Here is a 20,123-nt window from a genome sequence, read left to right on the forward strand (position 1 = left end):
CATTGTCGTCCGCTTGCGCTATTGTTTACGTTCTGTCGCCGGTCGGTCGCGTTGCGCCAACCCCCAGGTGGCGACTGCGGCAGCCGATCCCGGCACAAGCCAACGTCCGCGGCCCCAGTGCCGCGCTAATCGAGAAGGAGCTCACATGCTGAAGAAGACCCTGGTCCTGGTCGGTGCCGCCGCGGCCCTCGCGCTGGGCGCGCCCGCCGCCCATGCCGACATCACCAGCGGCAACGGCAGCATCCTGGGTGGCAACCAGATCCGCATCCCGATCAGCGCGCCGATCAACGTCTGCGGCAACACCGTCGCGGTCATCGGCCTCGGCATCGCCGGCTGCAAGGGCGGGGCCTACTCCCACCAGACGAGCCGCTGACGAAGCGGGGAGCCCGGACCGGCGCGGTCCGGTCCGGGCTCGGACTCCCGGCCGGGCAGTCGGCGGTCGCGCCGGCCAGGCGCACCTCCAAGAGGTCACACCCCGCGGGCGTCGGGTCCAGTGAGGACTCGGCGCCCGCTGCTATGCGGTGAACCCCTCTCCTCATCTCTTCCGACAGGGGGTGCACCATTTGTATGCCCTTGTCCTTTTTGCCAATAACTCAACCTGCAGCAAAGCACCAGTCACATTCCCCGGACCGAGAGGCCGTTACGCTGGGCGGCAGTGCCATCCGGTCGACAGGGGTGAGACGTCATGGAGGCAGGGGATCGCCCGGCGCGGCTGAGCGTGGGCGTGCTCGGGGCAGGCAAGGTCGGCTCGGCCCTCGGGGCCGCGTTGCGGCAGGCCGGCCACCGCGTCGTCGCCGCCAGCGGCTTGTCCGACAACTCCCAGCGCTGGGCCGCCGAGCGGCTCGGCGTGAGGCCGTCCCGGCCCGACGAGGTGGTGAACGCGGCCCAGCTCATCCTGCTGACCGTGCCCGACGACGCGCTGCCCGACCTCGTGGGCGGCCTGGCCGCCACCGGCGCCGACCTGCAGGGCAAGCTGGTCGTGCACACCAGCGGCGCGTACGGGCTGTCGGTGCTCGACCCGGCCGCCAAGCGCGGCGCGCTGCCGCTCGCGCTGCATCCCGTGATGACGTTCACCGGGCGCGACGACGACCTCAACAAGCTCACGGGCATCTCCTACGGCGTCACCGCCCCCGACGCGCTGCGCCCGATCGCCGAGGCCCTGGTGATCGAGATGGGCGGCGAGCCGGTCTGGATCGCCGACTCCGACCGGGCGCTCTATCACGCGGCCCTGGCCGGAGCCGCCAACCACATGGTCACCCTCATCGCCGAGTCCGGCGACCTGCTCGGGCGCATCGGCGTCGAGCATCCGGGCCGGATGCTGGGCCCGCTGCTCGGCGCCGCGCTCGACAACGTCCTGCGGCTCGGCATCGCCGGTCTCACCGGCCCGGTCGTACGCGGCGACGCCGGCACCGTGCGCAAGCACGTCGACGCGCTGATCCTGGCCGCCCCCGAGGCGGCCGACGCCTACATCGCGCTGGCCAGGCTCACGGCCGACCGTGCGCTCGCCGCCGGGCTGCTCAAACCGGAGGAGGCGGAGCGGCTGCTCGACGCGCTGGGCGGCAATATATGGACCTGACCGTGCGAGGAAGCGCCGCCGCGATGCGGAGGCCATGAACGCGAGGGGCCGCCCGATGGACTTGATCGTCGCCAGGAACAGGGAAGACCTGGTCAAGGCGCGTGGCGGTGGCGAGGTGGCGCTGGTGCCGACCATGGGCGCGCTGCACGAGGGCCACCGCTCGCTCATGCGGCTCGCCCGGTCGCGGGCCGACCAGGTCGTGGTCAGCGTCTTCGTCAACCCGCTGCAGTTCGGGCCGAACGAGGATTTCTCCCGCTATCCCCGTACGTTCGAGGCGGACCTGGAAGTGTGCCGGGCCGAGGGTGTGGACGTGGTCTTCCACCCGAACGCCGAGGACATGTACCGCCCCGACCGTCAGGTGAGCCTCCTGGCCGGCCGGATGGGCGAGATCGTGGAGGGCGAGTCCCGCCCCGGGCACTTCGACGGGGTGCTGACGGTGGTGCTCAAGCTGTTCAACCTCGTCCAGCCGAGCGTGGCGGTCTTCGGCCAGAAGGACGCCCAGCAGCTCGCCCTGATCCGCCGCATGGTCGCCGACCTGGACGTGCCGGTCGAGATCGTCGGCGCGCCCACCGTACGCGAGCATGACGGCCTGGCCCTGTCCAGCCGCAACCGCTACCTGTCCGAGGACGACCGGCAGGTGGCGCTGGCGCTCTCCCGGGCCCTGCGCGCGGGCGAGGCCGAGCGGCGGCCCGGCGCGATCCGCGAGGCCGCCCGCGAGGTGCTGGCCGCCGCCGGCCCCCGGCTCGACGTGGACTATGTGGTGCTGGTCGATCCCGCGACGTTCACCGAGGTGGGAGAGGAGCACGCGGGCGAGGCCGTGCTCGCCGTCGCGGCCAGGGTCGGGGCCACCCGGCTGATCGACAACGTCGTCCTGAACGTGAATCCCGACTAAGGGGGACCACCGGGCATGCAGACCTCCGTGGAGGCGTTATCGTCATGTTGACGAAATCGCCCGAGTGGAGGAGAGCCCAATGAGCGCACCGGCGATTCCCCTGCGGCTGACCGCTCCCGCGCCCGGCTGGAGCGCCGAGGCCGACCTGGTCGTCGTGGGCTCCGGCATCGCGGGCCTGACCGTGGCCCTGCGCTACACGGAGCTGGAGCCCGAGGCCAAGGTCCTGGTCGTCACCAAGGACGTGCTGTCGTCGGGCTCGACGCGCTGGGCGCAGGGCGGCATCGCCGCCGTGCTCGACCCGCGCGACACGCCCGAGGAGCACCTGAACGACACGCTCATCGCCGGCGTCGGCCTGTGCGACGTACGGGCGGTGCGGACGCTGGTCACCGAGGGCCCCGGCGCGCTGCGCCGGCTGATCGAGCGGGGCGCCCGCTTCGACCGCACCCCGGACGGCGAACTCCAGCTCACCCGCGAGGGCGGCCACCGCCGCAGCCGCATCGTGCACGCGGGCGGCGACGCGACCGGCGCGGAGGTGCAGCGGGCGCTCATCGAGGCGGTACGCGCCCGCCCCTCCATCGAGGTCATCGAGCACGCCCTGGTGCTCGACCTGCTCAAGGACGCCCACGGCCGGGCCAGGGGCGTCACCCTCCACGTGATGGGCGAGGGCGCGCGCGACGGCGTCGGCGCGGTGCTGGCGCGGGCCGTCGTGCTCGCCACCGGCGGCATGGGCCAGGTGTACGCGGCCACCACCAACCCCGTGGTCTCCACCGGTGACGGCGTCGCGCTGGCGCTGCGGGCCGGGGCGGTGGTGCGCGACCTGGAGTTCGTGCAGTTCCATCCCACCGTGCTCTGGCTCGGCGCGGACTCGACCGGCCAGCAGCCGCTGATCTCGGAGGCGGTGCGGGGCGAGGGCGCGTACCTCACCGACCACGAGGGCAACCGCTTCATGGCCGACGCGCACGAGCTGGCCGACCTGGCCCCGCGCGACGTCGTGGCCAAGGGGATCATGCGGACGATGCGCGCGACCGGCCGCGACCACGTCTATCTCGACGGCCGCCACTTCGGCCGGCGCAAGTGGGAGACCCGGTTCCCCACCATCTACGCGGTCTGCCGTGAGCACGGCATCGACCCGGCGACCCAGCCGATCCCCGTGGCCCCGGCCGCCCACTACGCCAGCGGCGGCGTACGGACCGATCTGCGCGGCCGTACCTCGATCGACGGCCTCTACGCCTGCGGCGAGGTCGCCTGCACCGGCGTGCACGGCGCCAACCGGCTGGCCTCCAACTCGCTGCTGGAGGGCCTGGTCTTCGCCGAGCGCATCGCCGAGGACGTGCACGCCGCCCGCCCGGCCCCCGGCGACCCGGTGCCGGCCGAGGTGGAGTCCGGGCTGGTGGACCCGCGCGTCAGGGCCCGGATCCAGGCCCACATGAGCAGGGGCGCGAGCGTGCTGCGCAGCCGCGAGTCGCTGCGCGCCACCGCCAAGGCGCTGCTCGACGCCCGCTGGACGCCGGTCGCGGTGCCGCCGCGCACCGAGTCGTGGGAGGCGGCGAACCTGCTCACCGTCGCCACCGTGCTCACCGGCGCGGCGGCGGCCCGGCTGGAGACCCGTGGCTCACACTGGCGCGAGGATCATGAGACGCGCGACGACAACGAATGGCTGGGCCACCTTGACGTGACCCTGACGGAGGAGGGCCTTCGCATGACGTACACGCCGCACGAGGACACGATGCCGGCCCGTCTGGCGCAGGAGCTGTCGGCCGCCGGGCTCGACCCGGCCGAGGTGGACGCGCTCATCGCCCGCGCGCTTGAGGAGGACCTGTGGGAGGCCGGTGACGTGACGAGCCTCGCCACCATCCCCGGCGAGCAGCGTTCGTCGGGCGACGTGGTGGCGCGCAAGGACGGCGTCGTGGCGGGACTGGCGGTGGCGGAGGCGGTGTTCGTCCGGCTGGGGGCGGACCGGACCGAGCGCCGGGCCAAGGACGGCGAGCGGGTCCGGGCGGGCGACGTGCTGCTCACCGTCGAGGGGCCCACGCGCGCCCTGCTGACCGCCGAGCGCACGGCGCTCAACCTGCTCACGCACCTGTCCGGGGTGGCGACGCTCACCGGCAGGTGGGTCGAGGCGATCGAGGGCACCGGGGCCCGCGTCCGCGACAGCCGCAAGACGCTGCCCGGCCTGCGCGCGCTGGAGAAGTACGCCGTACGCTGCGGCGGCGGCGTCAACCACCGCATGTCGCTGTCGGACGCCGCGCTGATCAAGGACAACCACGTGGTGGCGGCCGGCGGCGTGGCCGAGGCGTTCCGCGCGGTCCGCGAGCGCCACCCCGACCTGCCGATCGAGGTGGAGATCGACCGGCTCGACCAGCTCCAGCCGGTGCTCGACGAGGGCGCGCGTGAGGTGCTGCTGGACAACTTCACGGTGGAGGACACCGAGCGTGCCGTACAACTCGTGAAAAAGCAGGCGAAAAACAGGGTTGCCCTTGAAGCGAGCGGGGGATTGACCTTGGAATCGGCCCGTGCTGTGGCCGAAACTGGCGTTGACTACCTGGCGGTAGGAGCGCTGACGCACTCGGCGCCGGCCCTGGACATCGCACTGGATCTACGGGGGTAATTGATGCTGCTCACGATCGACGTCGGCAACACGCACACGGTGCTCGGGCTCTTCGAGGGCGAGGACGTCATCGAGCACTGGCGGCTGGCCACGGACGCCCGCCGCACCGCCGACGAGATCGCGGTCGTCCTGCAAGGGCTGCTGGCCCAGTCGCCGCTGCTCAAGGGCGCCGACGTCGACGGCATCGCCATCTGCTCGACGGTCCCGAGCGTGCTCAACGAGATGCGGGAGATGTGCCGCCGCTACTACGGCGACGTCACGGCGGTGATCGTGGAGCCGGGCATCCGCACCGGCGTGCCGGTCCGCATGGACAACCCCAAGGAGGTCGGCAGCGACCGCATCGTCAACGCCCTCGCCGCCATCGACCAGTACGGCGGCCCCTGCGTGATCGTCGACTTCGGCACCGCCACGTCCTTCGACGCCGTCTCGGCCAAGGGCGAGTACATCGGGGCGGTCACCGCGCCCGGCATCGAGATCTCGGTGGACGCCCTCGCCTCCGCCGGCGCGCAACTGCACAAGGTGGAGCTGGTCAGACCCCGCTCGGTGATCGCCAAGAACACCGTCGAGGCGCTGCAGGCCGGCATCATCTACGGCTTCGCCGGCCAGGTGGACGGCATCGTCGAGCGCATGACGGCCGAACTGGCCGACGACCCCGACGAGGTCACGGTCGTCGCCACCGGCGGGCACGCCGGGCTGGTGGTCGGCGAGTCCCGCTCGATCGACGTGCACGAGCCGTGGCTCACGCTCATCGGCCTGCGCCTGATCTACCACCGCAACGCGGGCTGACACAGGAGCGGGCGGCCCCCCGCTCGGGTAGGGGGCCGCCCGCGGTCTTCGGGTGCTCGGCTGCTGGGGCGCCAGTGTGCTCGGCTGCGAGCTCCGGCGTCACTACTCGCTCTCGTTGGTGTAGATGTAGTCCCAGCGACCGCACTTGGTCGGGAACTTGCTGTTCAGGCCGATCTGGCAGACCTGCACGCGCAGGGTCTGGACGTCGTTCTCCTCGAAGTGGAAGCGCTGGAAGCTGGGGTAGCCGCAGTACTTCCGCCAGAAGACCGGCGACCAGTCGCCGTCGAAGTCCTCGGCCTGGAAGCGCACGTACGCGCACTTGCCGCCCTCGTCGTAGCTGCGGTTGTCGCGGTCCCAGAGCTTGCCGCGCACGTGGACCTCGTTCGACTCACCGTCGTCGTCCCAGTTGACCTCGACGTTGCCCTCGGCCTTGGCCTGGAAGTGCTTGGCGTAGACCGGGCCCCAGTGCGAGGAGAAGTCGTCGGCCTGGGGTGAGGCGGCGAAGGCGGCGGCGGGCATCGACAGGGCGACTGCGGTGGTGGCGGCGGCGGCGAGGGTGCCGATCGCGAGCTTCTTGAACATTTCTCTCTCCTGGAGCTCCCCTGGGCCGGCTCCTTGCCGGCCTCCCCCTGAGCTCGTGAGTCATTGATAAAAGAGCCCTCTTGCAGGCACCCTGCAACGGACCGACGAGCCCTTGCAGTTCGCCATATCCCCTACGCTTTAGTGCTGTGAGCGAAGAACTTCCCGAGCAGATGCGGATCCGGAGGGAGAAGCTCGACCGCCTTCGCAGTGAGGGCGTCGATCCTTACCCGGTCAATTTCCCCCGTACGGCGACCAACGCCGAGGTCAGGGAGAAATACCAGGGCCTGGAGCCCGACACCGCCACCGGCGAGAGCGTCTCGGTGGCCGGTCGCGTCATGCTCAGCCGCGTCGGCGGGAAGCTCTGCTTCGCCACCCTCCGCGACGGCGAGGCCGACCTGCAGGTCATGATCTCCCTTGACCGGGTCGGCGAGGAGTCGCTGGCCCGCTGGAAGCGCGACGTCGACCTCGGCGACCACGTCGGCATCACCGGTGAGGTCATCACCTCGCGGCGCGGCGAGCTGTCCGTGCTCGCCGACGACTGGCAGATCACCGCCAAGTGCCTGCGGCCGCTGCCGGAGAAGCACGTCGGTCTCACCGACCCCGAGGCGCGCGTACGCCAGCGCTACGTCGATCTCATCGTCAACGACGAGGCCAGGAAGATGGCCCGCGTCCGCAGCGCCACCGTGCGCGCGGTGCGCGACTTCTGGCACGAGGAGGGCTACCTCGAGGTCGAGACGCCGATGTTGCAGCCGATCCACGGCGGCGCGGCGGCCCGGCCCTTCCGCACCCACATCAACGCCTACGACATGGAGCTCTATCTGCGCATCGCGATCGAGCTCTATCTCAAGCGGCTCGTGGTCGGCGGTGTCGAGAAGGTCTTCGAGATCAACCGCAACTTCCGCAACGAGGGCGCCGACTCGACGCACAACCCCGAGTTCACCATGATCGAGGCGTACGGCACCTACCTCGACTACCACGACATGGCCGACCTGACGCAGCGGATGTACCAGAAGGCCGTCGTGGCCGCCCTGGACACCACGGTCGTCGTGCACGACGGCGTCGAGGTCGATCTCGGGCTGGCCGAGTGGCCCCGGGTGACGCTCTACGGCCTTGTTTCCGAGGCCGTCGGCGAGGAGATCACCACCTCCACCACGCTGGAGGAGCTGCGCAAGATCGCCGACCGGCGCGAGGTCCACTGGGACCCGAAGTGGGGGTCGGGCAAGCTCGTGCAGGAGCTGTTCGAGGCGCTGGTGGAGCACACGCTGGTGCAGCCGACGTTCGTCATGGACTATCCGCTGGAGACCTCGCCGCTGGCCCGCCTCCACCGCGACAACCCGCTGCTCACCGAGAAGTGGGACCTCATCGGCTTCGGCACGGAGCTGGGCACGGCCTACTCCGAGCTCAACGACCCGATCGACCAGCGGCACCGGCTGGTGGAGCAGTCGCTGCTCGCCGCCGGCGGCGACCCCGAGGCGATGCAGCTCGACGAGGACTTCCTGGCGGCCCTCGAATACGGCATGCCGCCGACGGGTGGCATGGGCGCGGGCATCGACCGGATGATCATGGCGTTCACCGGCAAGAACATCCGCGAGACCATCCTGTTCCCGCTGGTCAAGCCCACCCACTGACGATCGCGGCTCGGCTGCTCGTCAGCGGTTGAGCCGCACAGGGAGCTTCGCGAGCCCCCGCAGCACCAGATTCGGCCGGTACGGCGGCGCCGGATCGAGCAGTTCCATCCGTGGCGCCGCGGCGGCCAGCGCGGAGAGCGCGATCTCGCCCTCCATCCTGGCCAGCGTCGCCCCGAGACAGAAGTGGATGCCGAGCCCGAAGGCGAGGTGCCGCCCCGGCTCGCGGCCGCCGTCCGAGCTGCCGGGGCCGGAGCGGCCAGGATCGGAGCGGCCGGGATCGGAGCGGCCGGGATCGGAGCGGCCGTGGTCGAAACGGTCGGGGTCGAAACGGTCGGGGTCGGGGAAGACCGCGGGGTCGCGATTGGCCGCGCCGATCAGCGCGACCACGGCCGTGCCCGCGGGCACCGGCGTCCCGCCGAGCTCGGCGTCGCGGAGCGCCACCCGTCCGGTGAGCTGGACCGGCGGGTCGTAGCGCAGCACCTCCTCGACGACCTGCCGCGGCCGCTCGGCGGCGTGCCGCAGCAGGCCGTTGCGGACCAGGGCGAGCACCCCGTTGGCGATGAGGTTGACGGTCGTCTCGTGCCCGGCCACGAGCAGCAGCACGCAGGTGGCCAGCAGCTCGCCCTCGGTCAGCTCCTCGACCCGGGTGAGCGCGCTCAGCAGGTCGTCGCCGGGCTGCCGGCGCCGGAGCTCCAGGAGGTCGCGGAAGTAGTCGCGAAACTCTCTTCCGGACCGCCCGCTTTCCGATATCAGCTCCGCTGTAAGCATCGGGTCAAGGCTGCGGGCGGCCGTCTCGCTCCAGCCCTGGAAGCGTTCGTGATCTTCCGGCGGCACCCCCAGCATCTCGCAGATCACCATGACCGGCAGCGGGTACGCGAAGCCGGAAACCAGGTCGCCCTCCTCGGGCAGCGCCGCGATCAGCCCGGCGGTGACGGCCTCGACGCGCGGGCGCAGCCGTTCGACCATGCGGGGCGTGAAGGCCCTGCTGACCAGACCACGTAACCGGGTGTGATCGGGCGGATCCATACGCAGAAATGACTCGACGGGCTGACCTGGATTGACGCGATTGATGGGATTGGGGCCGTGACCGAAACGGGGGTCGCGGAGCATGGCCCCGCACAGTTCGTGATCGGTCAGGACGAACAGCCCGGCGGGCGTGCGGAAGATCGGCCCGTGCTCGCGCAGCGCGTGGTAGCGCGCATAGGGATCAACCAGAAAGCCGGGGTCCGCGGGATCAAAACCCAGAACGTCCGCCGGACCCGAGGGGGGTGGAGGGGAGCCCCCGGACTGATCAACGAGATCGGTCATCGCGCATCCAGCGTCCGGTCGGCATATGGCGAGTAGGTCACATATGCGCGATCATGTCAATAGCGCTCGTCAAGGGCGGGATTTATCACGCTTGACGACCTTTCAGAGATGCGTTTACCTTCTGCGAGACGAGCGGCTTTGGCCCGTTGTGAGGTCCAAATTCTGCTGTTGGGGGGGAGGGCTCCCGATGGACGTGCTCACTGAAGGCGTTGAGCTGAGCCACGCGGATCTGGCTTTACTCGGCGAGCTGGCCAAGGGCGTCACTGTGGATCGAGTGGGGAGACGTCTGGACATCAGCGGACGCACGGTGCGCCGAAGACTGCGCGGCATCTGCGATCGCATCGGCGTGGCCACGGCCATCGAGGCCGTGGCCTGGGCGGCACGCCGCCATCTCATCTGACGGGACGCTCTGCAGGGATCAACCGGGTCATGCCGGCTCAGTCTGCGATGCGCACCGCGCCCGCGAAGGGCCGGTTGCCGAGCGCGGCCACTCGTACGACGTCGCCGGTGCGCGGGGCGTGCACCATCATGCCCCCGCCGATGTAGATGCCGACGTGGTGCAGGTCGTTGTAGAAGAAGACCAGGTCGCCTGGGCGCATCTCCTCGCGTGAGATGTGCCGGCCCGCGGTCCACTGGTCGCCGGTGTAGTGCGGCAGCGAGATGCCGACGCGCCGGAAGGCGGCCATGACCAGACCGGAGCAGTCGTAGGAGCTGGGGCCTCCGGCGCCCCACACGTACGGCTTGAGCTGCTGCGTGAGCGCCCACCTGGCGGCCGCGGCGGCCTTGCCGGTGCCGGGGATCGGCAGGTTGACGCGTACGGCGCGGGTGCCGGGCTGCCCGGCCTCGCCGAGGGCGCGACGGAAGAGGCTGCTCTCCGTCTTGGCCACGAGGGCGGTGATCTTGTCGCGCTTGGCGTCGAGGTCGGCCACGATCCCGCGCAACTCCTCCATGCGGGTCTTGGCGCCGGCCTCGGCGCGGGTGGCCGCGTCCATGGCCTTGAGCAGCTGGTTGACCTCTTCGCTCTGCTGCGTCTCCAGCGCGTGCGTGGTCGCGGCCCGGTCGAGGAACTTCTCGGGATCGTCGGACTGCATGAAGGCGAGCGAGCGGTTGAGCCCGCCGGTGATGTAGGCGTTCTGAGCGAGCATGACGGCCTTCGCGCGCTTGGCGGCGAGATCGGCCTGGCTGTCGGTCAAAGTCTTCTGGGCGGCGTCGGCGGCCTTCTTGGCGGTTTTGTACTTCTCCCGCTGGCCGTTGTACTGCTCCGTGAGCGTCTCGATCTCGACGTGCAGCTTCTCGACCCGCTCCGACAGCTCCTTGAGCGAGGGCTTGGGCTCCGCGGACGCCGGGGCGATGGGGGCCGCCAGTAACGCGGCGGCCATCAGGACCGCCGCTCCGAGGCGGAACGGTCGCCGGAACCGTTCCCGATGGGGGGCGTTCCCGCCCGCCGTCCTCTCGTCCCCACGCGTGCGCGTGCGCTTCACCAACCGGCTCCCTTCCTCGACGCCTACCGGGTTAGCTGACGGGTTCGGGCCGGAGGAGCCCTACCGAACGTTTCGGATTCACCCCTGTGATGGCGTGCGGCGGGCGCCATCGGCGGGTCCCCGGCTTCCCTTGCGGGAATTGGGCGTGTCTCCCGCGTGCGACACGCGGGGAACGTCGTCGCTGGACACTAATGCACTCCCGGTTCCTGCTCAACCAGAACTGCTTGATCTGTTGAGGTTTCACAACCGAAGGGTCACAAGGTGATCTCGTGATCAAGCGTACAGAAGAGACTTTATGTCCTTTTTGCCCTTGGTTTTGCTCGGCGTCGGCGAACGTCGGACCTGCGCCTGGACAGCCGTGCGGGACCCCGGGTACGGGGCGGTTGAGGGAGTTAGGTCCGAGCCGTAATGACATCTGTACTCTGGAGAGCCATGGAGCAGGTGGCCGAGCTGACAGCGCCCGAGACCGCGGTGGTGGTCCGGCGTGCCCGCACGCCCGACGTCCGCGGCATCAGGCGCCTGGTCGACACCTACGCGGGCGCGGGTCCCCGGCTCCTGGAGAAGACCACGGTGACGCTGTACGAGGACGTACAGGAGTTCTGGGTAGCCGATCTCGGCGGGCGGGTCGCCGGCTGTGGCGCCCTGCACGTCCTGTGGGAGGATCTCGCCGAGGTCCGCACGGTCGCCGTCGATCCGGAAGTCCGGGGCTTGGGCATCGGTCACCGGATCGTGGAGGCGCTCATACAGCAGGCGAAGGATCTGGGTCTGCGGCGGGTGTTCTGTCTCACTTTCGAGATCGAATTCTTCGCCAGGCACGGGTTCCGGCCTATCCAGGGGACCCCGGTCTCACCGGAGGTCTACGCCGAACTTCTGGCCTCGTACGACGAGGGTGTGGCCGAGTTCCTCGACCTGGAGCACGTCAAGCCGAACACCCTGGGCAACACCCGCATGCTGCTCCATCTGACATCGGGTGACGCGGACCTTGACCAATTGGAAAGGTGATTGTTGATACCTATGTCGATACGTTGGGCAGCACAGGCATGTGCCCTGACACGTGCCACATGCGCACGCGAAGCGAGGTGACACGGTGAGCACCGGACAGCCGCCGTATCCGCAAGACGAATCCGGCGAGAACTCCGCGCCTGGCAATCCCCCCTACGGCCAGCAGCACCAGGGCCGTCACCCCGGCGAGCCCGACCCCGACGCCACCGTGGTCGGCTACCGGGCGGACGACGCCTTCGGACAGTCCCCCTACAACCAGCAGCAGCAGGGCTACGGCCAGCAGCCTCAATACGGCCAGCAGCCGCAGTCCCAGCCGGACTACGGTCAGCAGGGCTACGGTCAGCAGCCCCAGTACGGCGGCCAGCAGGGCTACGGCCAGCAGCCGCAGTACGGCCAGCAGCAGGGCTACGGCCAGCAGCCCCAATACGGCCAGCAGCCGCAGTCCCAGCCCGACTACGGCCAGGGCTACGGCCAGCAGGGCCAGTCCCAGCCGGGCTACGGCCAGCAGCCGCAGTACGGTCAGCAGCCGCAGTCGCAGCCCGGCTACGGCCAGCAGCCCTCCTCGGGCCAGTACGGCACCCAGCCCGGCTACGGCCAGCAGCCTCAGTACGGCCAGCAGCCGCAGTCGCAGCCCGACTACGGCCAGGGCTACGGTCAGCAGCCGCAGTCCCAGCCCGAGTACGGCCAGGGTTACGGCCAGCAGCCTCAGTACGGCCAGCAGCCGCAGTCGCAGCCCGACTACGGCCAGCAGGGCTACGGGCAGCAGGGCCAGTCCCAGCCGGGCTACGGCCAGCAGCAGCAGTACGGCCAGCAGTACGGCGACCAGCAGTACGGTCAGCAGGGTTACGGCCAGCAGGGCTACGGGCAGCAGCAGGGCTACGGCCAGCCCGGTTACGGCCAGCCGGTCGGCGTCCAGCCGCCCGGCGCGCCCGCCCCGCTCGCCGAGTGGTGGCAGCGCCTGGTGGCCAGGCTGATCGACGGCGTCATCCTGTTCGTCATCAACTTCATCGTGGGCCTGATCCTCGGCATCTTCTTCGTGGCGAGCTACAGCTCGCTCGACGGCAGCAGCAGTGGCATCGCCTCGTCGTTCGTCGTCAGCATCCTGTCGGCGCTGATCGCGGCGGCCCTCTGGGTGGCCTACGACTTCTTCCTCCTGAAGATGAGCGGCCAGACCGTCGGCAAGATGGTGATGGGCATCAAGGTCGTCCTCGTCGGCCAGCCCATGCCCCCCAAGGGCCTGCCGAACGACGCCGCGCTCAAGCGGGCCGGCGGCACGTGGGGCTGGTGGGTGCTCAACGCCATCCCGCTGCTCGGCTGGGTGTTCGCCTACGCGGGCGTTGCACTCAACGGCGCCTCCCAGCTCTGGGACAAGCCGTTGCAGCAGACGTTCGCCGACAAGTTCGCGCGTACGGTGGTCGTCAAGATCAAGTAGTCCGCGCGGGACGCGAACCTGGGGGCCGGCTTACCGCCGGCCCCTATGTTTTGCCCGCCGGGCCGTACCAGAATGGTGACATCCGCACTCCCCCATTCGGGGCCGCCGACGACGCGAGGTGGAGGTTATGACCGGGACCGCGCCGCGAGCGGACACGCTGCCGGCGGAATGGTGGGAACGCCTCGGCGCCCGGCTGATTGAAGCGCTCGTCTTCGGGGTCTTCTATTACATTCTGTTCATCGCGCTCTGGGGCGTCTTCCGGACTGTCGGGTTGTTGGGGCTGTTGGACGGCAGGTTGCCCGGCGTGGGCGCCGCGCTGGTCGCCGGAGCCGGTTATACCGCCTACGACTGGTGGGCCCATTCCCACGGGGGCCGGACGTTCGGCAAGGCGATCATGCGGATTCGCCTGTCTCCCGAGGCGCTGACGTCCAGGGCGGCCCTGAAACGGGCCCTGGTCTATCCGGGTGCGCTCATGCTGATCGGCATTCCGGTGGTCAATCTCCTGGCCGGAATGCTGCTGTTCGCGGTGGGGCTGCTGATCCTGATGGACAAGCCGCTGGAGCGCGGCCCGCACGACCGGCTGGCCGGAACGCGTGTGGTAAAAGATCTTCGCTGAGCCTTCCACACCTGGGCGGATGCCTTTCGCAAAATTTCCGCTTGATCCGGTAAGGAGTCTGGAGAGACTGCCATTAGGCTATGGGGCGTCCGGGTTGCCGGATGTCGGCGCCCCTGAGACTCGCAGTGCATGTGTGTGCCGCTATGGTCAGTTGCGGGCGGTTGTCGCCGTACGCTGCACTGGGGTCACGCTCCTCCGGGCAGCGGCCCCGGGCGCATATAGCGCCCCCCAAACCCCGTCAGCCGTGGAGGCGAGGACGAATGGAAGCCCTAACAGATGTATTGTCAGCGCTCATCCCCCCGGCCGTGGTCGGCGGAGCCTTCATCTTTGGCGTGGTGAAGTTGGTCCGCCACGAGGGCGCCGGGCGGCGGCCTAAGGCTCAGCAGCCGGCCGAGAAGCAGAACTGATCGGCCAGTCAGCCGAATCCCCGCTGTGCTGAATTGTCTCCGCGCCTTTTCGGGTATATGTTTGGGCAGGCGAATGAAACAATGCCCGCGAAAGGATTGCGTAGATGGCCAAGCACATCCAGGAGATTCTCATCGATGACCTCGATGGGGGCGAGGCCAATGAGACGGTCAGCTTCGCTATTGACGGCTCCTCCTATGAGATTGACCTCAGCGACCTTAACGCCAAGAAGCTGAGGGACGCGCTCTCGCCTTTCGTGCAGCACGCGCGCCGGGCGGGCGCCACCACCACGCGTCGTCGCACCCGCGGCGGCAACCGTGCGATGACCCGGGAGAAGAGCTCGGAGATCCGGCAGTGGGCCAAGTCCCGCGGCCTGCCGGTCAGCGAGCGCGGCCGTATCGCCTCCACCGTCGTCGAGCAGTACGAGGCGGCTCACTGAAAGAGTCGTCGCTCGACCGTGCGCTTATGCCGTTCGCCTTGGACCCCGGCGGCCGCCATAAGCGCATGATCGTATTCAGGGGCGTCTCGAATGGTGGAACGCCCCAGAGGACGATCTACTGATGCGCCCACATATGCGGGCGTTTTGATCGGCTGTCGCGGCTGGTGTCGGCCGTCGATTCGCCGGCCGCGCCCGCATATGTGAAGCGTCGTCCCCGGCCTGCTCCAAAGCCGAGAGGCCCCCGCGGCCCGTTCCTCCGGGCATGCACGCGGGCTCCTCCACCGCGTTCCCCGTCATGTTCCCCTCCGTGTTCCCCGTCGTCTTCTCGTCGCGTTCCTCGTCGTGTTCCTGAGTAAAAGCTGGGAAGCGTCTGCGAGAGGCGGGGCAAAACCGGCTTGGCGGGGCGGGTGCGCACAATGCCCGGTCCCCGCGCGCCCGCGTGATGAGGCCGGTAACCCGGCTGACCGGATGAGCATTAGCGACGGGAGCGGTAGGCACCGGGCATGCTCAGGGCGTTGTGACCGCGCTTGGCCATCCCCGCCACACGACATAGGATGATTACGCGTGAGAAACGGACGCGGCATCATCGGCGATGCGGCGGGCGCGACCCCTTCGCCGGGCCGCATCACCCGGGCGTCCGGCGGCCGATCCGTGTCGATCTGCATACGCCGCGGCGGCAATTCGGTGTCGTCTCCCCGTAGCGGCCTAAACATCGTTCGCTTGCGGCGTATCGGGAACACGTGACCCCCGAACAGTAGTTGGATAGAGGGTGAACGCCCTGCTCTCGGGGAACGTCTCTGCTATAGAGCGTGTCAGAGGCGAGTGGGCACGGTTCGCCGAGCCAGGGCTAGCATGCGGGAGGACGGGACCGGATTTACCGGCCCTGACTGACCGCTCTGTGAGGAGCGACGAGATGTTCGAGAGGTTCACCGACCGAGCGAGGCGTGTTGTCGTCTTGGCCCAAGAAGAGGCCAGGATGCTCAACCACAACTACATCGGCACTGAGCACATTCTTCTTGGTTTGATCCACGAAGGTGAGGGCGTTGCCGCCAAGGCTCTGGAGAGCCTGGGCATCAGCCTTGAGGGTGTGCGTCAGCAGGTCGAGGAGATCATCGGCCAGGGCCAGTCGGCTCCGTCGGGGCACATTCCCTTCACCCCGCGGGCCAAGAAGGTCCTCGAGCTGTCGCTCCGTGAGGCTCTGCAGCTGGGCCACAACTACATCGGCACCGAGCACATCCTGCTCGGGCTCATCCGCGAGGGTGAGGGTGTGGCGGCCCAGGTGCTGGTCAAGCTTGGAGCTGATCTCAACCGTGTCCGGCAGCAGGTGATCCAGTTGCTGCACGGTTACCAGGGCAAGGAGCCGGCGGCCGCGGGCGGCCCCCAGGAGTCGGCCCCGTCCACGTCCCTGGTGCTCGACCAGTTCGGCCGCAACCTGACCCAGGCGGCCCGCGAGGGCAAGCTGGATCCGGTCATCGGCCGTGAGAAGGAGATCGAGCGGGTCATGCAGGTCCTCTCCCGGAGGACCAAGAACAACCCCGTTCTCATCGGCGAGCCCGGCGTCGGCAAGACCGCCGTCGTCGAGGGCCTGTCGCAGAAGATCGTCAGGGGCGAGGTGCCCGAGACGCTGAAGGACAAGCAGCTCTACACGCTTGACCTCGGCGCCCTGGTCGCCGGCTCCCGTTACCGCGGCGACTTCGAAGAGCGCCTGAAGAAGGTGCTCAAGGAGATCCGCACGCGCGGCGACATCATCCTGTTCATCGACGAGCTGCACACGCTCGTGGGTGCGGGCGCCGCGGAGGGCGCGATCGACGCCGCCAGCATCCTCAAGCCGATGCTGGCCCGCGGCGAGCTGCAGACGATCGGCGCGACCACGCTCGACGAATACCGCAAATACCTTGAGAAGGACGCCGCGCTCGAGCGTCGCTTCCAGCCGATCCAGGTGGCCGAGCCCTCGCTCAGCCACACGATCGAGATCCTCAAGGGTCTGCGTGACCGTTACGAGGCGCACCACCGCGTGTCCATCACGGACGACGCGCTGGTGGCCGCGGCGCAGCTGGCCGACCGCTACATCAGCGACCGCTACCTGCCCGACAAGGCGATCGACCTCATCGACGAGGCCGGCTCCCGGATGCGCATCCGCCGGATGACCGCTCCGCCGGACCTGCGCGAGTACGACGAGAAGATCGCCAACGTGCGCCGCGACAAGGAGTCCGCGATCGACGCGCAGGACTTCGAGAAGGCCGCCGCTCTCCGCGACCAGGAGAAGCAGCTCCAGCTCAAGCGCGAGCGCAGGGAGAAGGAGTGGAAGGCCGGCGACATGGACGTCGTGGCCGAGGTCACCCAGGAGCTCATCGCCGAGGTCCTGGCGACCGCCACCGGCATCCCGGTCTTCAAGCTGACCGAGGAGGAGTCGCAGCGCCTGCTCCGCATGGAGGACGAGCTCCACAAGCGGATCATCGGCCAGGACGACGCCATCAAGGGCCTGTCGCGGTCCATCCGGCGCACCCGCGCCGGGCTGAAGGACCCGCGCCGTCCCGGCGGCTCGTTCATCTTCGCCGGCCCCTCCGGCGTCGGCAAGACCGAGCTGTCCAAGGCTCTGGCGGAGTTCCTCTTCGGTGACGAGGACGCGCTGATCAGCCTGGACATGTCGGAGTTCATGGAGAAGCACACCGTCTCCCGGCTGTTCGGCTCGCCTCCCGGCTACGTCGGCTACGAGGAGGGCGGCCAGCTCACCGAGAAGGTGCGGCGCAAGCCGTTCTCCGTGGTCCTGTTCGACGAGATCGAGAAGGCCCACCCCGACATCTTCAACTCGCTGCTGCAGATCCTGGAGGACGGTCGCCTGACCGACGCCCAGGGTCGCGTGGTCGACTTCAAGAACACGGTCATCATCATGACCACCAACCTCGGCACCCGTGACATCTCCAAGGGCATCGGGGTCGGGTTCGCGAAGTCCAACGACACCGAGTCCAACTACGAGCGGATGAAGGCGAAGGTCCAGGAGGAGCTCAAGCAGCACTTCCGGCCGGAGTTCCTCAACCGTGTCGACGACATCGTGGTCTTCCACCAGCTCACGCCGGTCGAGATCATCCAGATCGTGGATCTGATGCTCGCCCAGGTCGACGCGAGGCTGAAGGACCGCGACATGGGGCTCGAGGTCTCGCAGGAGGCCAAGCAGCTGCTGGCCGACCGCGGCTACGACCCGGTGATGGGCGCCCGGCCGCTGCGCCGGACCATCCAGCGCGAGCTGGAGGACTCCCTCTCGGAGAAGATCCTCTACGGCGAGCTCCGTCCGGGGCAGGTCGTGAAGGTGACGATCGAGGGCGAGGGCGACGAGGCCAAGTTCATCTTCCGGGGCGAGACGTCCTCGAAGGTGCCCGACTCGGCGGCGGCCATCGCGGCTCCGATTCAGCACTGACACCTCCGGCGCTCCGGCGCCGGACGTGACCGAAGAGCTCCCGTGTGCTTCGTCACACGGGAGCTTTTCGCGTCTCCGGGGTGCGGCGCTCTGTGGCATCGTGTGGCGTCACAGGTCACGGACGTGAGAAGTTCGTCGCCGCCCCGGGCGGGGAGCGCTCTCCGTGGCTCCTGGGGCCGGTCAGCGCCCCTTCCAGGCGGCGGCTCGCCCGTGGTCACCACGTCGTTGCGTAATTGTTGGATGACCGGGTATCCCGCCACCGTTGGTAGTACTACACTGCGTAGAGTAGAGCCAAGTCTCATCCAAGTGAGCCGCAAGAGCGCGTCCCTAACGTGGGGGCCTGCTCCCCGGGGAGTAGTCGGAAATCAACTCTGGGCGGACGCCGGCGGGACCCGCGAGCAGTCATGCTCGACGAGGTCCGGCACGTCCGAGGCGGGCGACGGACACACATAAGCAAGCCGTGGAGGAAACCGATGCGCCTGCGTCACGATGACGGAACGCTCGTTCACCTCGCCTACAACGCAGGCGTCCATCCCGCTGAAGACCTGGAGAACCTGATCGCCCATCTCACTCGCTACGCCGTGCCGGTGCGCAAGCGGCTCGGCGTCGAGCGGATGGGCATCGGCCTGTGGCTGTCGCCGAGCGTCGCCGACCACCTCACCGCCGACCGCATCGAGCTCGTACGGCTGCGCCGCTCCCTGGAGGAGCGCGGCCTGGAGGTCGTGAGCCTCAACGGCACCGGCGGCCGCAACCAGGAGGTCCCGGGCCCCGACTGGGCCAAGCCCGAGCGCTACCGCTACACGATGGCGCTGGCCCGCATCCTCGCGTTCCTGCTGCCCGAGGACGTACGTTTCGGCAGCATCTCGACCATACCGATCGGCTGGCGGCGCGACTGGCCGGCCGACCTGCACAACATCGCCACCCGCCGCCTGGAGCGCCTGGCCCGCGAGCTGCGCGGCATCCACAGCGTCACGGGCAAGACGATCCGCGTCGGCTTCGAGCCGTGGCCCGGCTGCGTGCTGGAGACCACCGAGCAGGCGCTGGAGCGGGTCGGCGGCATCGACTCCGAGCACCTCGGTGTGTGCCTGGACGCCTGCCACCTCGCCTCCGGGGACGAGGAGCCGGGCGCGGCGCTCAAGAACCTGGCCGCGGCCGGTGCGCCGGTCGTCAAGCTCGGCCACGTGCACAACCACACCGGCCGGACGTCCAGCACCGGCGAGGTGCTGCACGACACGCTGACGGCCATGCTGTCGGGCGCGGTCAGCGGCAGCGCCCACATCGAGGTCGAGACGCACAACCTGGCCGTGCCGGGACGCGCCAAGGGGCCGGGGGCGCTGGTGTCGCTGCTGGCCGAGGAGCTGGACTGGGCCCGCAGCAACCTGACCGGCCTGGGCCTCCAGCTGGCCGCCTGACCTCCCTCAGAGGGAGGTGAACCAGGCGGGCGTGTCCAGCCGCCACGGATTGGCCGGGGTGACCTTGCGCAGGTCGGCCTCCAGCGCCCGCAGCCGCTCGACGCCCAGCTCGGCGGCCCAGCGGGCGCGGAGGTCGTCGAAGATGCGGGCCGAGCGGTGGAGCGCGTCCATCCCGTACGGCGTCAGCCGTACGATCTTGCGCCGGCTGTCGCCGGGATCGGTGGCGCGCTCCACGTAGCCGACGCGCTCCAGCGACTCGACGGTCTTGCCGGCCGCCTGCTTGGAGACGCCCAGCGCGCGGCCCAGCTCGACGGCCGTCGTGCCGTCGGGGCCGATGGCCTGCATGACGAATCCGTACATGGGTCTGATGTGGGGATGTCCCTGCCGGGACAGCTCGGCGTGCAGCTCGTCGATGAGCGCCCGGAACGCCAGCAGCAGGCGCAGCGGCAACTCGAATCCAGGGGCGTCGCTTGACACAATAGACAACCTGATTGACTATGTTGATGGACAACGTGGTTTCCTATCCTAAGGGGTTTCCCAC

The 20,123-nt window shown here is 69.3% G+C and carries 17 protein-coding genes and 1 riboswitch; of the genes, 13 read left to right on the plus strand and 4 right to left on the minus strand.

Translation table 11 applies throughout. The features are described from left to right. Window positions 1–145 precede the first annotated feature (145 nt). From SMD20_RS32080 to SMD20_RS32100, 5 genes are all read left to right on the plus strand, one after another. The gene (locus SMD20_RS32080) at window positions 146–373 is read left to right on the plus strand and encodes a chaplin (RefSeq protein WP_329588507.1); all 228 of its coding nucleotides are present in this window, start codon (window positions 146–148) and stop codon (window positions 371–373) included. A 312-nt stretch (window positions 374–685) separates the two neighbouring features. Next, window positions 686–1,576, plus strand: a complete 891-nt coding sequence (locus tag SMD20_RS32085; protein WP_329588509.1) for a Rossmann-like and DUF2520 domain-containing protein — start codon at window positions 686–688, stop codon at window positions 1,574–1,576. A 55-nt stretch (window positions 1,577–1,631) separates the two neighbouring features. After that, the gene (panC, locus tag SMD20_RS32090) at window positions 1,632–2,468 is read left to right on the plus strand and encodes a pantoate--beta-alanine ligase (RefSeq protein ID WP_329588510.1); all 837 of its coding nucleotides are present in this window, start codon (window positions 1,632–1,634) and stop codon (window positions 2,466–2,468) included. A gap of 79 nt (window positions 2,469–2,547) precedes the next feature. Continuing rightward, complete coding sequence (locus tag SMD20_RS32095) at window positions 2,548–5,076, plus strand: L-aspartate oxidase (protein ID WP_329588511.1); 2,529 nt, start codon at window positions 2,548–2,550, stop codon at window positions 5,074–5,076. 3 nt (window positions 5,077–5,079) lie between these two features. After that, on the plus strand, window positions 5,080–5,862 hold the full coding sequence (locus SMD20_RS32100) for a type III pantothenate kinase (RefSeq protein ID WP_329588513.1): 783 nt from the start codon (window positions 5,080–5,082) through the stop codon (window positions 5,860–5,862). A 102-nt stretch (window positions 5,863–5,964) separates the two neighbouring features. Here the strand turns inward: SMD20_RS32100 and SMD20_RS32105 are convergent, their stop codons facing one another. Continuing rightward, window positions 5,965–6,444, minus strand: a complete 480-nt coding sequence (locus SMD20_RS32105) for a hypothetical protein (RefSeq protein ID WP_329588514.1) — start codon at window positions 6,442–6,444, stop codon at window positions 5,965–5,967. Between the two features lie 146 nt (window positions 6,445–6,590). Here SMD20_RS32105 and lysX point away from each other — a divergent pair, with 146 nt between their 5' ends. Beyond that, window positions 6,591–8,072, plus strand: coding sequence for a bifunctional lysylphosphatidylglycerol synthetase/lysine--tRNA ligase LysX (gene lysX / locus SMD20_RS32110; RefSeq protein ID WP_329588516.1), 1,482 nt, complete (start codon window positions 6,591–6,593; stop codon window positions 8,070–8,072). Window positions 8,073–8,093: 21 nt separating this feature from the next. On the opposite strand, the gene SMD20_RS32115 is transcribed toward lysX, so the two are convergent. Continuing rightward, the gene (locus SMD20_RS32115; protein ID WP_329588518.1) at window positions 8,094–9,098 is read right to left on the minus strand and encodes a cytochrome P450; all 1,005 of its coding nucleotides are present in this window, start codon (window positions 9,096–9,098) and stop codon (window positions 8,094–8,096) included. 469 nt (window positions 9,099–9,567) lie between these two features. Here SMD20_RS32115 and SMD20_RS32120 point away from each other — a divergent pair, with 469 nt between their 5' ends. Continuing rightward, complete coding sequence (locus SMD20_RS32120; RefSeq protein WP_329588520.1) at window positions 9,568–9,780, plus strand: LuxR C-terminal-related transcriptional regulator; 213 nt, start codon at window positions 9,568–9,570, stop codon at window positions 9,778–9,780. A 37-nt stretch (window positions 9,781–9,817) separates the two neighbouring features. Here the strand turns inward: SMD20_RS32120 and SMD20_RS32125 are convergent, their stop codons facing one another. Then, entirely contained in the window at window positions 9,818–10,759 is a 942-nt protein-coding gene (locus SMD20_RS32125; RefSeq protein WP_329588522.1) for a C40 family peptidase, read from the minus strand. A 107-nt stretch (window positions 10,760–10,866) separates the two neighbouring features. Next, window positions 10,867–11,017: riboswitch (cyclic di-AMP (ydaO/yuaA leader) on the minus strand. Between the two features lie 276 nt (window positions 11,018–11,293). On the opposite strand from SMD20_RS32125, the gene SMD20_RS32130 reads away from it, so the two are divergent. From SMD20_RS32130 to SMD20_RS32155, 6 genes are all read left to right on the plus strand, one after another. Further along, complete coding sequence (locus SMD20_RS32130) at window positions 11,294–11,863, plus strand: amino-acid N-acetyltransferase (protein ID WP_329588524.1); 570 nt, start codon at window positions 11,294–11,296, stop codon at window positions 11,861–11,863. Window positions 11,864–11,948: 85 nt separating this feature from the next. Further along, window positions 11,949–13,295 carry an RDD family protein gene (locus tag SMD20_RS32135; RefSeq protein WP_329588526.1) on the plus strand — a complete coding sequence of 449 codons (1,347 nt, stop codon included), beginning with the start codon at window positions 11,949–11,951 and terminating at the stop codon, window positions 13,293–13,295. Between the two features lie 127 nt (window positions 13,296–13,422). Further along, window positions 13,423–13,911 carry an RDD family protein gene (locus tag SMD20_RS32140; protein WP_329588527.1) on the plus strand — a complete coding sequence of 163 codons (489 nt, stop codon included), beginning with the start codon at window positions 13,423–13,425 and terminating at the stop codon, window positions 13,909–13,911. A 511-nt stretch (window positions 13,912–14,422) separates the two neighbouring features. After that, complete coding sequence (locus tag SMD20_RS32145) at window positions 14,423–14,755, plus strand: histone-like nucleoid-structuring protein Lsr2 (protein ID WP_329588529.1); 333 nt, start codon at window positions 14,423–14,425, stop codon at window positions 14,753–14,755. A gap of 913 nt (window positions 14,756–15,668) precedes the next feature. After that, window positions 15,669–18,170 (plus strand): ATP-dependent Clp protease ATP-binding subunit, encoded by a 2,502-nt coding sequence (locus SMD20_RS32150; RefSeq protein WP_329588530.1) that lies wholly within the window; start codon window positions 15,669–15,671, stop codon window positions 18,168–18,170. Between the two features lie 473 nt (window positions 18,171–18,643). Then, entirely contained in the window at window positions 18,644–19,582 is a 939-nt protein-coding gene (locus SMD20_RS32155; RefSeq protein ID WP_329588531.1) for a sugar phosphate isomerase/epimerase family protein, read from the plus strand. 6 nt (window positions 19,583–19,588) lie between these two features. Here SMD20_RS32155 and SMD20_RS32160 read toward each other — a convergent pair whose 3' ends face one another. Beyond that, window positions 19,589–20,059, minus strand: a complete 471-nt coding sequence (locus SMD20_RS32160; RefSeq protein ID WP_329588533.1) for a MarR family winged helix-turn-helix transcriptional regulator — start codon at window positions 20,057–20,059, stop codon at window positions 19,589–19,591. Window positions 20,060–20,123 lie beyond the last annotated feature (64 nt).

The organism is Nonomuraea sp. LP-02 (assembly GCF_036289125.1).
In the GTDB taxonomy this organism is placed as follows: domain Bacteria; phylum Actinomycetota; class Actinomycetes; order Streptosporangiales; family Streptosporangiaceae; genus Nonomuraea; species Nonomuraea bangladeshensis.

Coding starts and splice junctions, on each gene's coding strand:
- SMD20_RS32080 (WP_329588507.1), top strand. CDS start 146: ATGCTGAAGAAGACCCTGGTCCTGGTCGGTGCCGCCGCGGCCCTCGCG.
- SMD20_RS32085 (WP_329588509.1), top strand. CDS start 686: ATGGAGGCAGGGGATCGCCCGGCGCGGCTGAGCGTGGGCGTGCTCGGG.
- panC (WP_329588510.1), top strand. CDS start 1,632: ATGGACTTGATCGTCGCCAGGAACAGGGAAGACCTGGTCAAGGCGCGT.
- SMD20_RS32095 (WP_329588511.1), top strand. CDS start 2,548: ATGAGCGCACCGGCGATTCCCCTGCGGCTGACCGCTCCCGCGCCCGGC.
- SMD20_RS32100 (WP_329588513.1), top strand. CDS start 5,080: ATGCTGCTCACGATCGACGTCGGCAACACGCACACGGTGCTCGGGCTC.
- SMD20_RS32105 (WP_329588514.1), bottom strand. CDS start 6,444: ATGTTCAAGAAGCTCGCGATCGGCACCCTCGCCGCCGCCGCCACCACC.
- SMD20_RS32115 (WP_329588518.1), bottom strand. CDS start 9,098: ATGGATCCGCCCGATCACACCCGGTTACGTGGTCTGGTCAGCAGGGCC.
- SMD20_RS32120 (WP_329588520.1), top strand. CDS start 9,568: ATGGACGTGCTCACTGAAGGCGTTGAGCTGAGCCACGCGGATCTGGCT.
- SMD20_RS32125 (WP_329588522.1), bottom strand. CDS start 10,759: ATGGCCGCCGCGTTACTGGCGGCCCCCATCGCCCCGGCGTCCGCGGAG.
- SMD20_RS32130 (WP_329588524.1), top strand. CDS start 11,294: ATGGAGCAGGTGGCCGAGCTGACAGCGCCCGAGACCGCGGTGGTGGTC.
- SMD20_RS32140 (WP_329588527.1), top strand. CDS start 13,423: ATGACCGGGACCGCGCCGCGAGCGGACACGCTGCCGGCGGAATGGTGG.
- SMD20_RS32145 (WP_329588529.1), top strand. CDS start 14,423: ATGGCCAAGCACATCCAGGAGATTCTCATCGATGACCTCGATGGGGGC.
- SMD20_RS32150 (WP_329588530.1), top strand. CDS start 15,669: ATGTTCGAGAGGTTCACCGACCGAGCGAGGCGTGTTGTCGTCTTGGCC.
- SMD20_RS32155 (WP_329588531.1), top strand. CDS start 18,644: ATGCGCCTGCGTCACGATGACGGAACGCTCGTTCACCTCGCCTACAAC.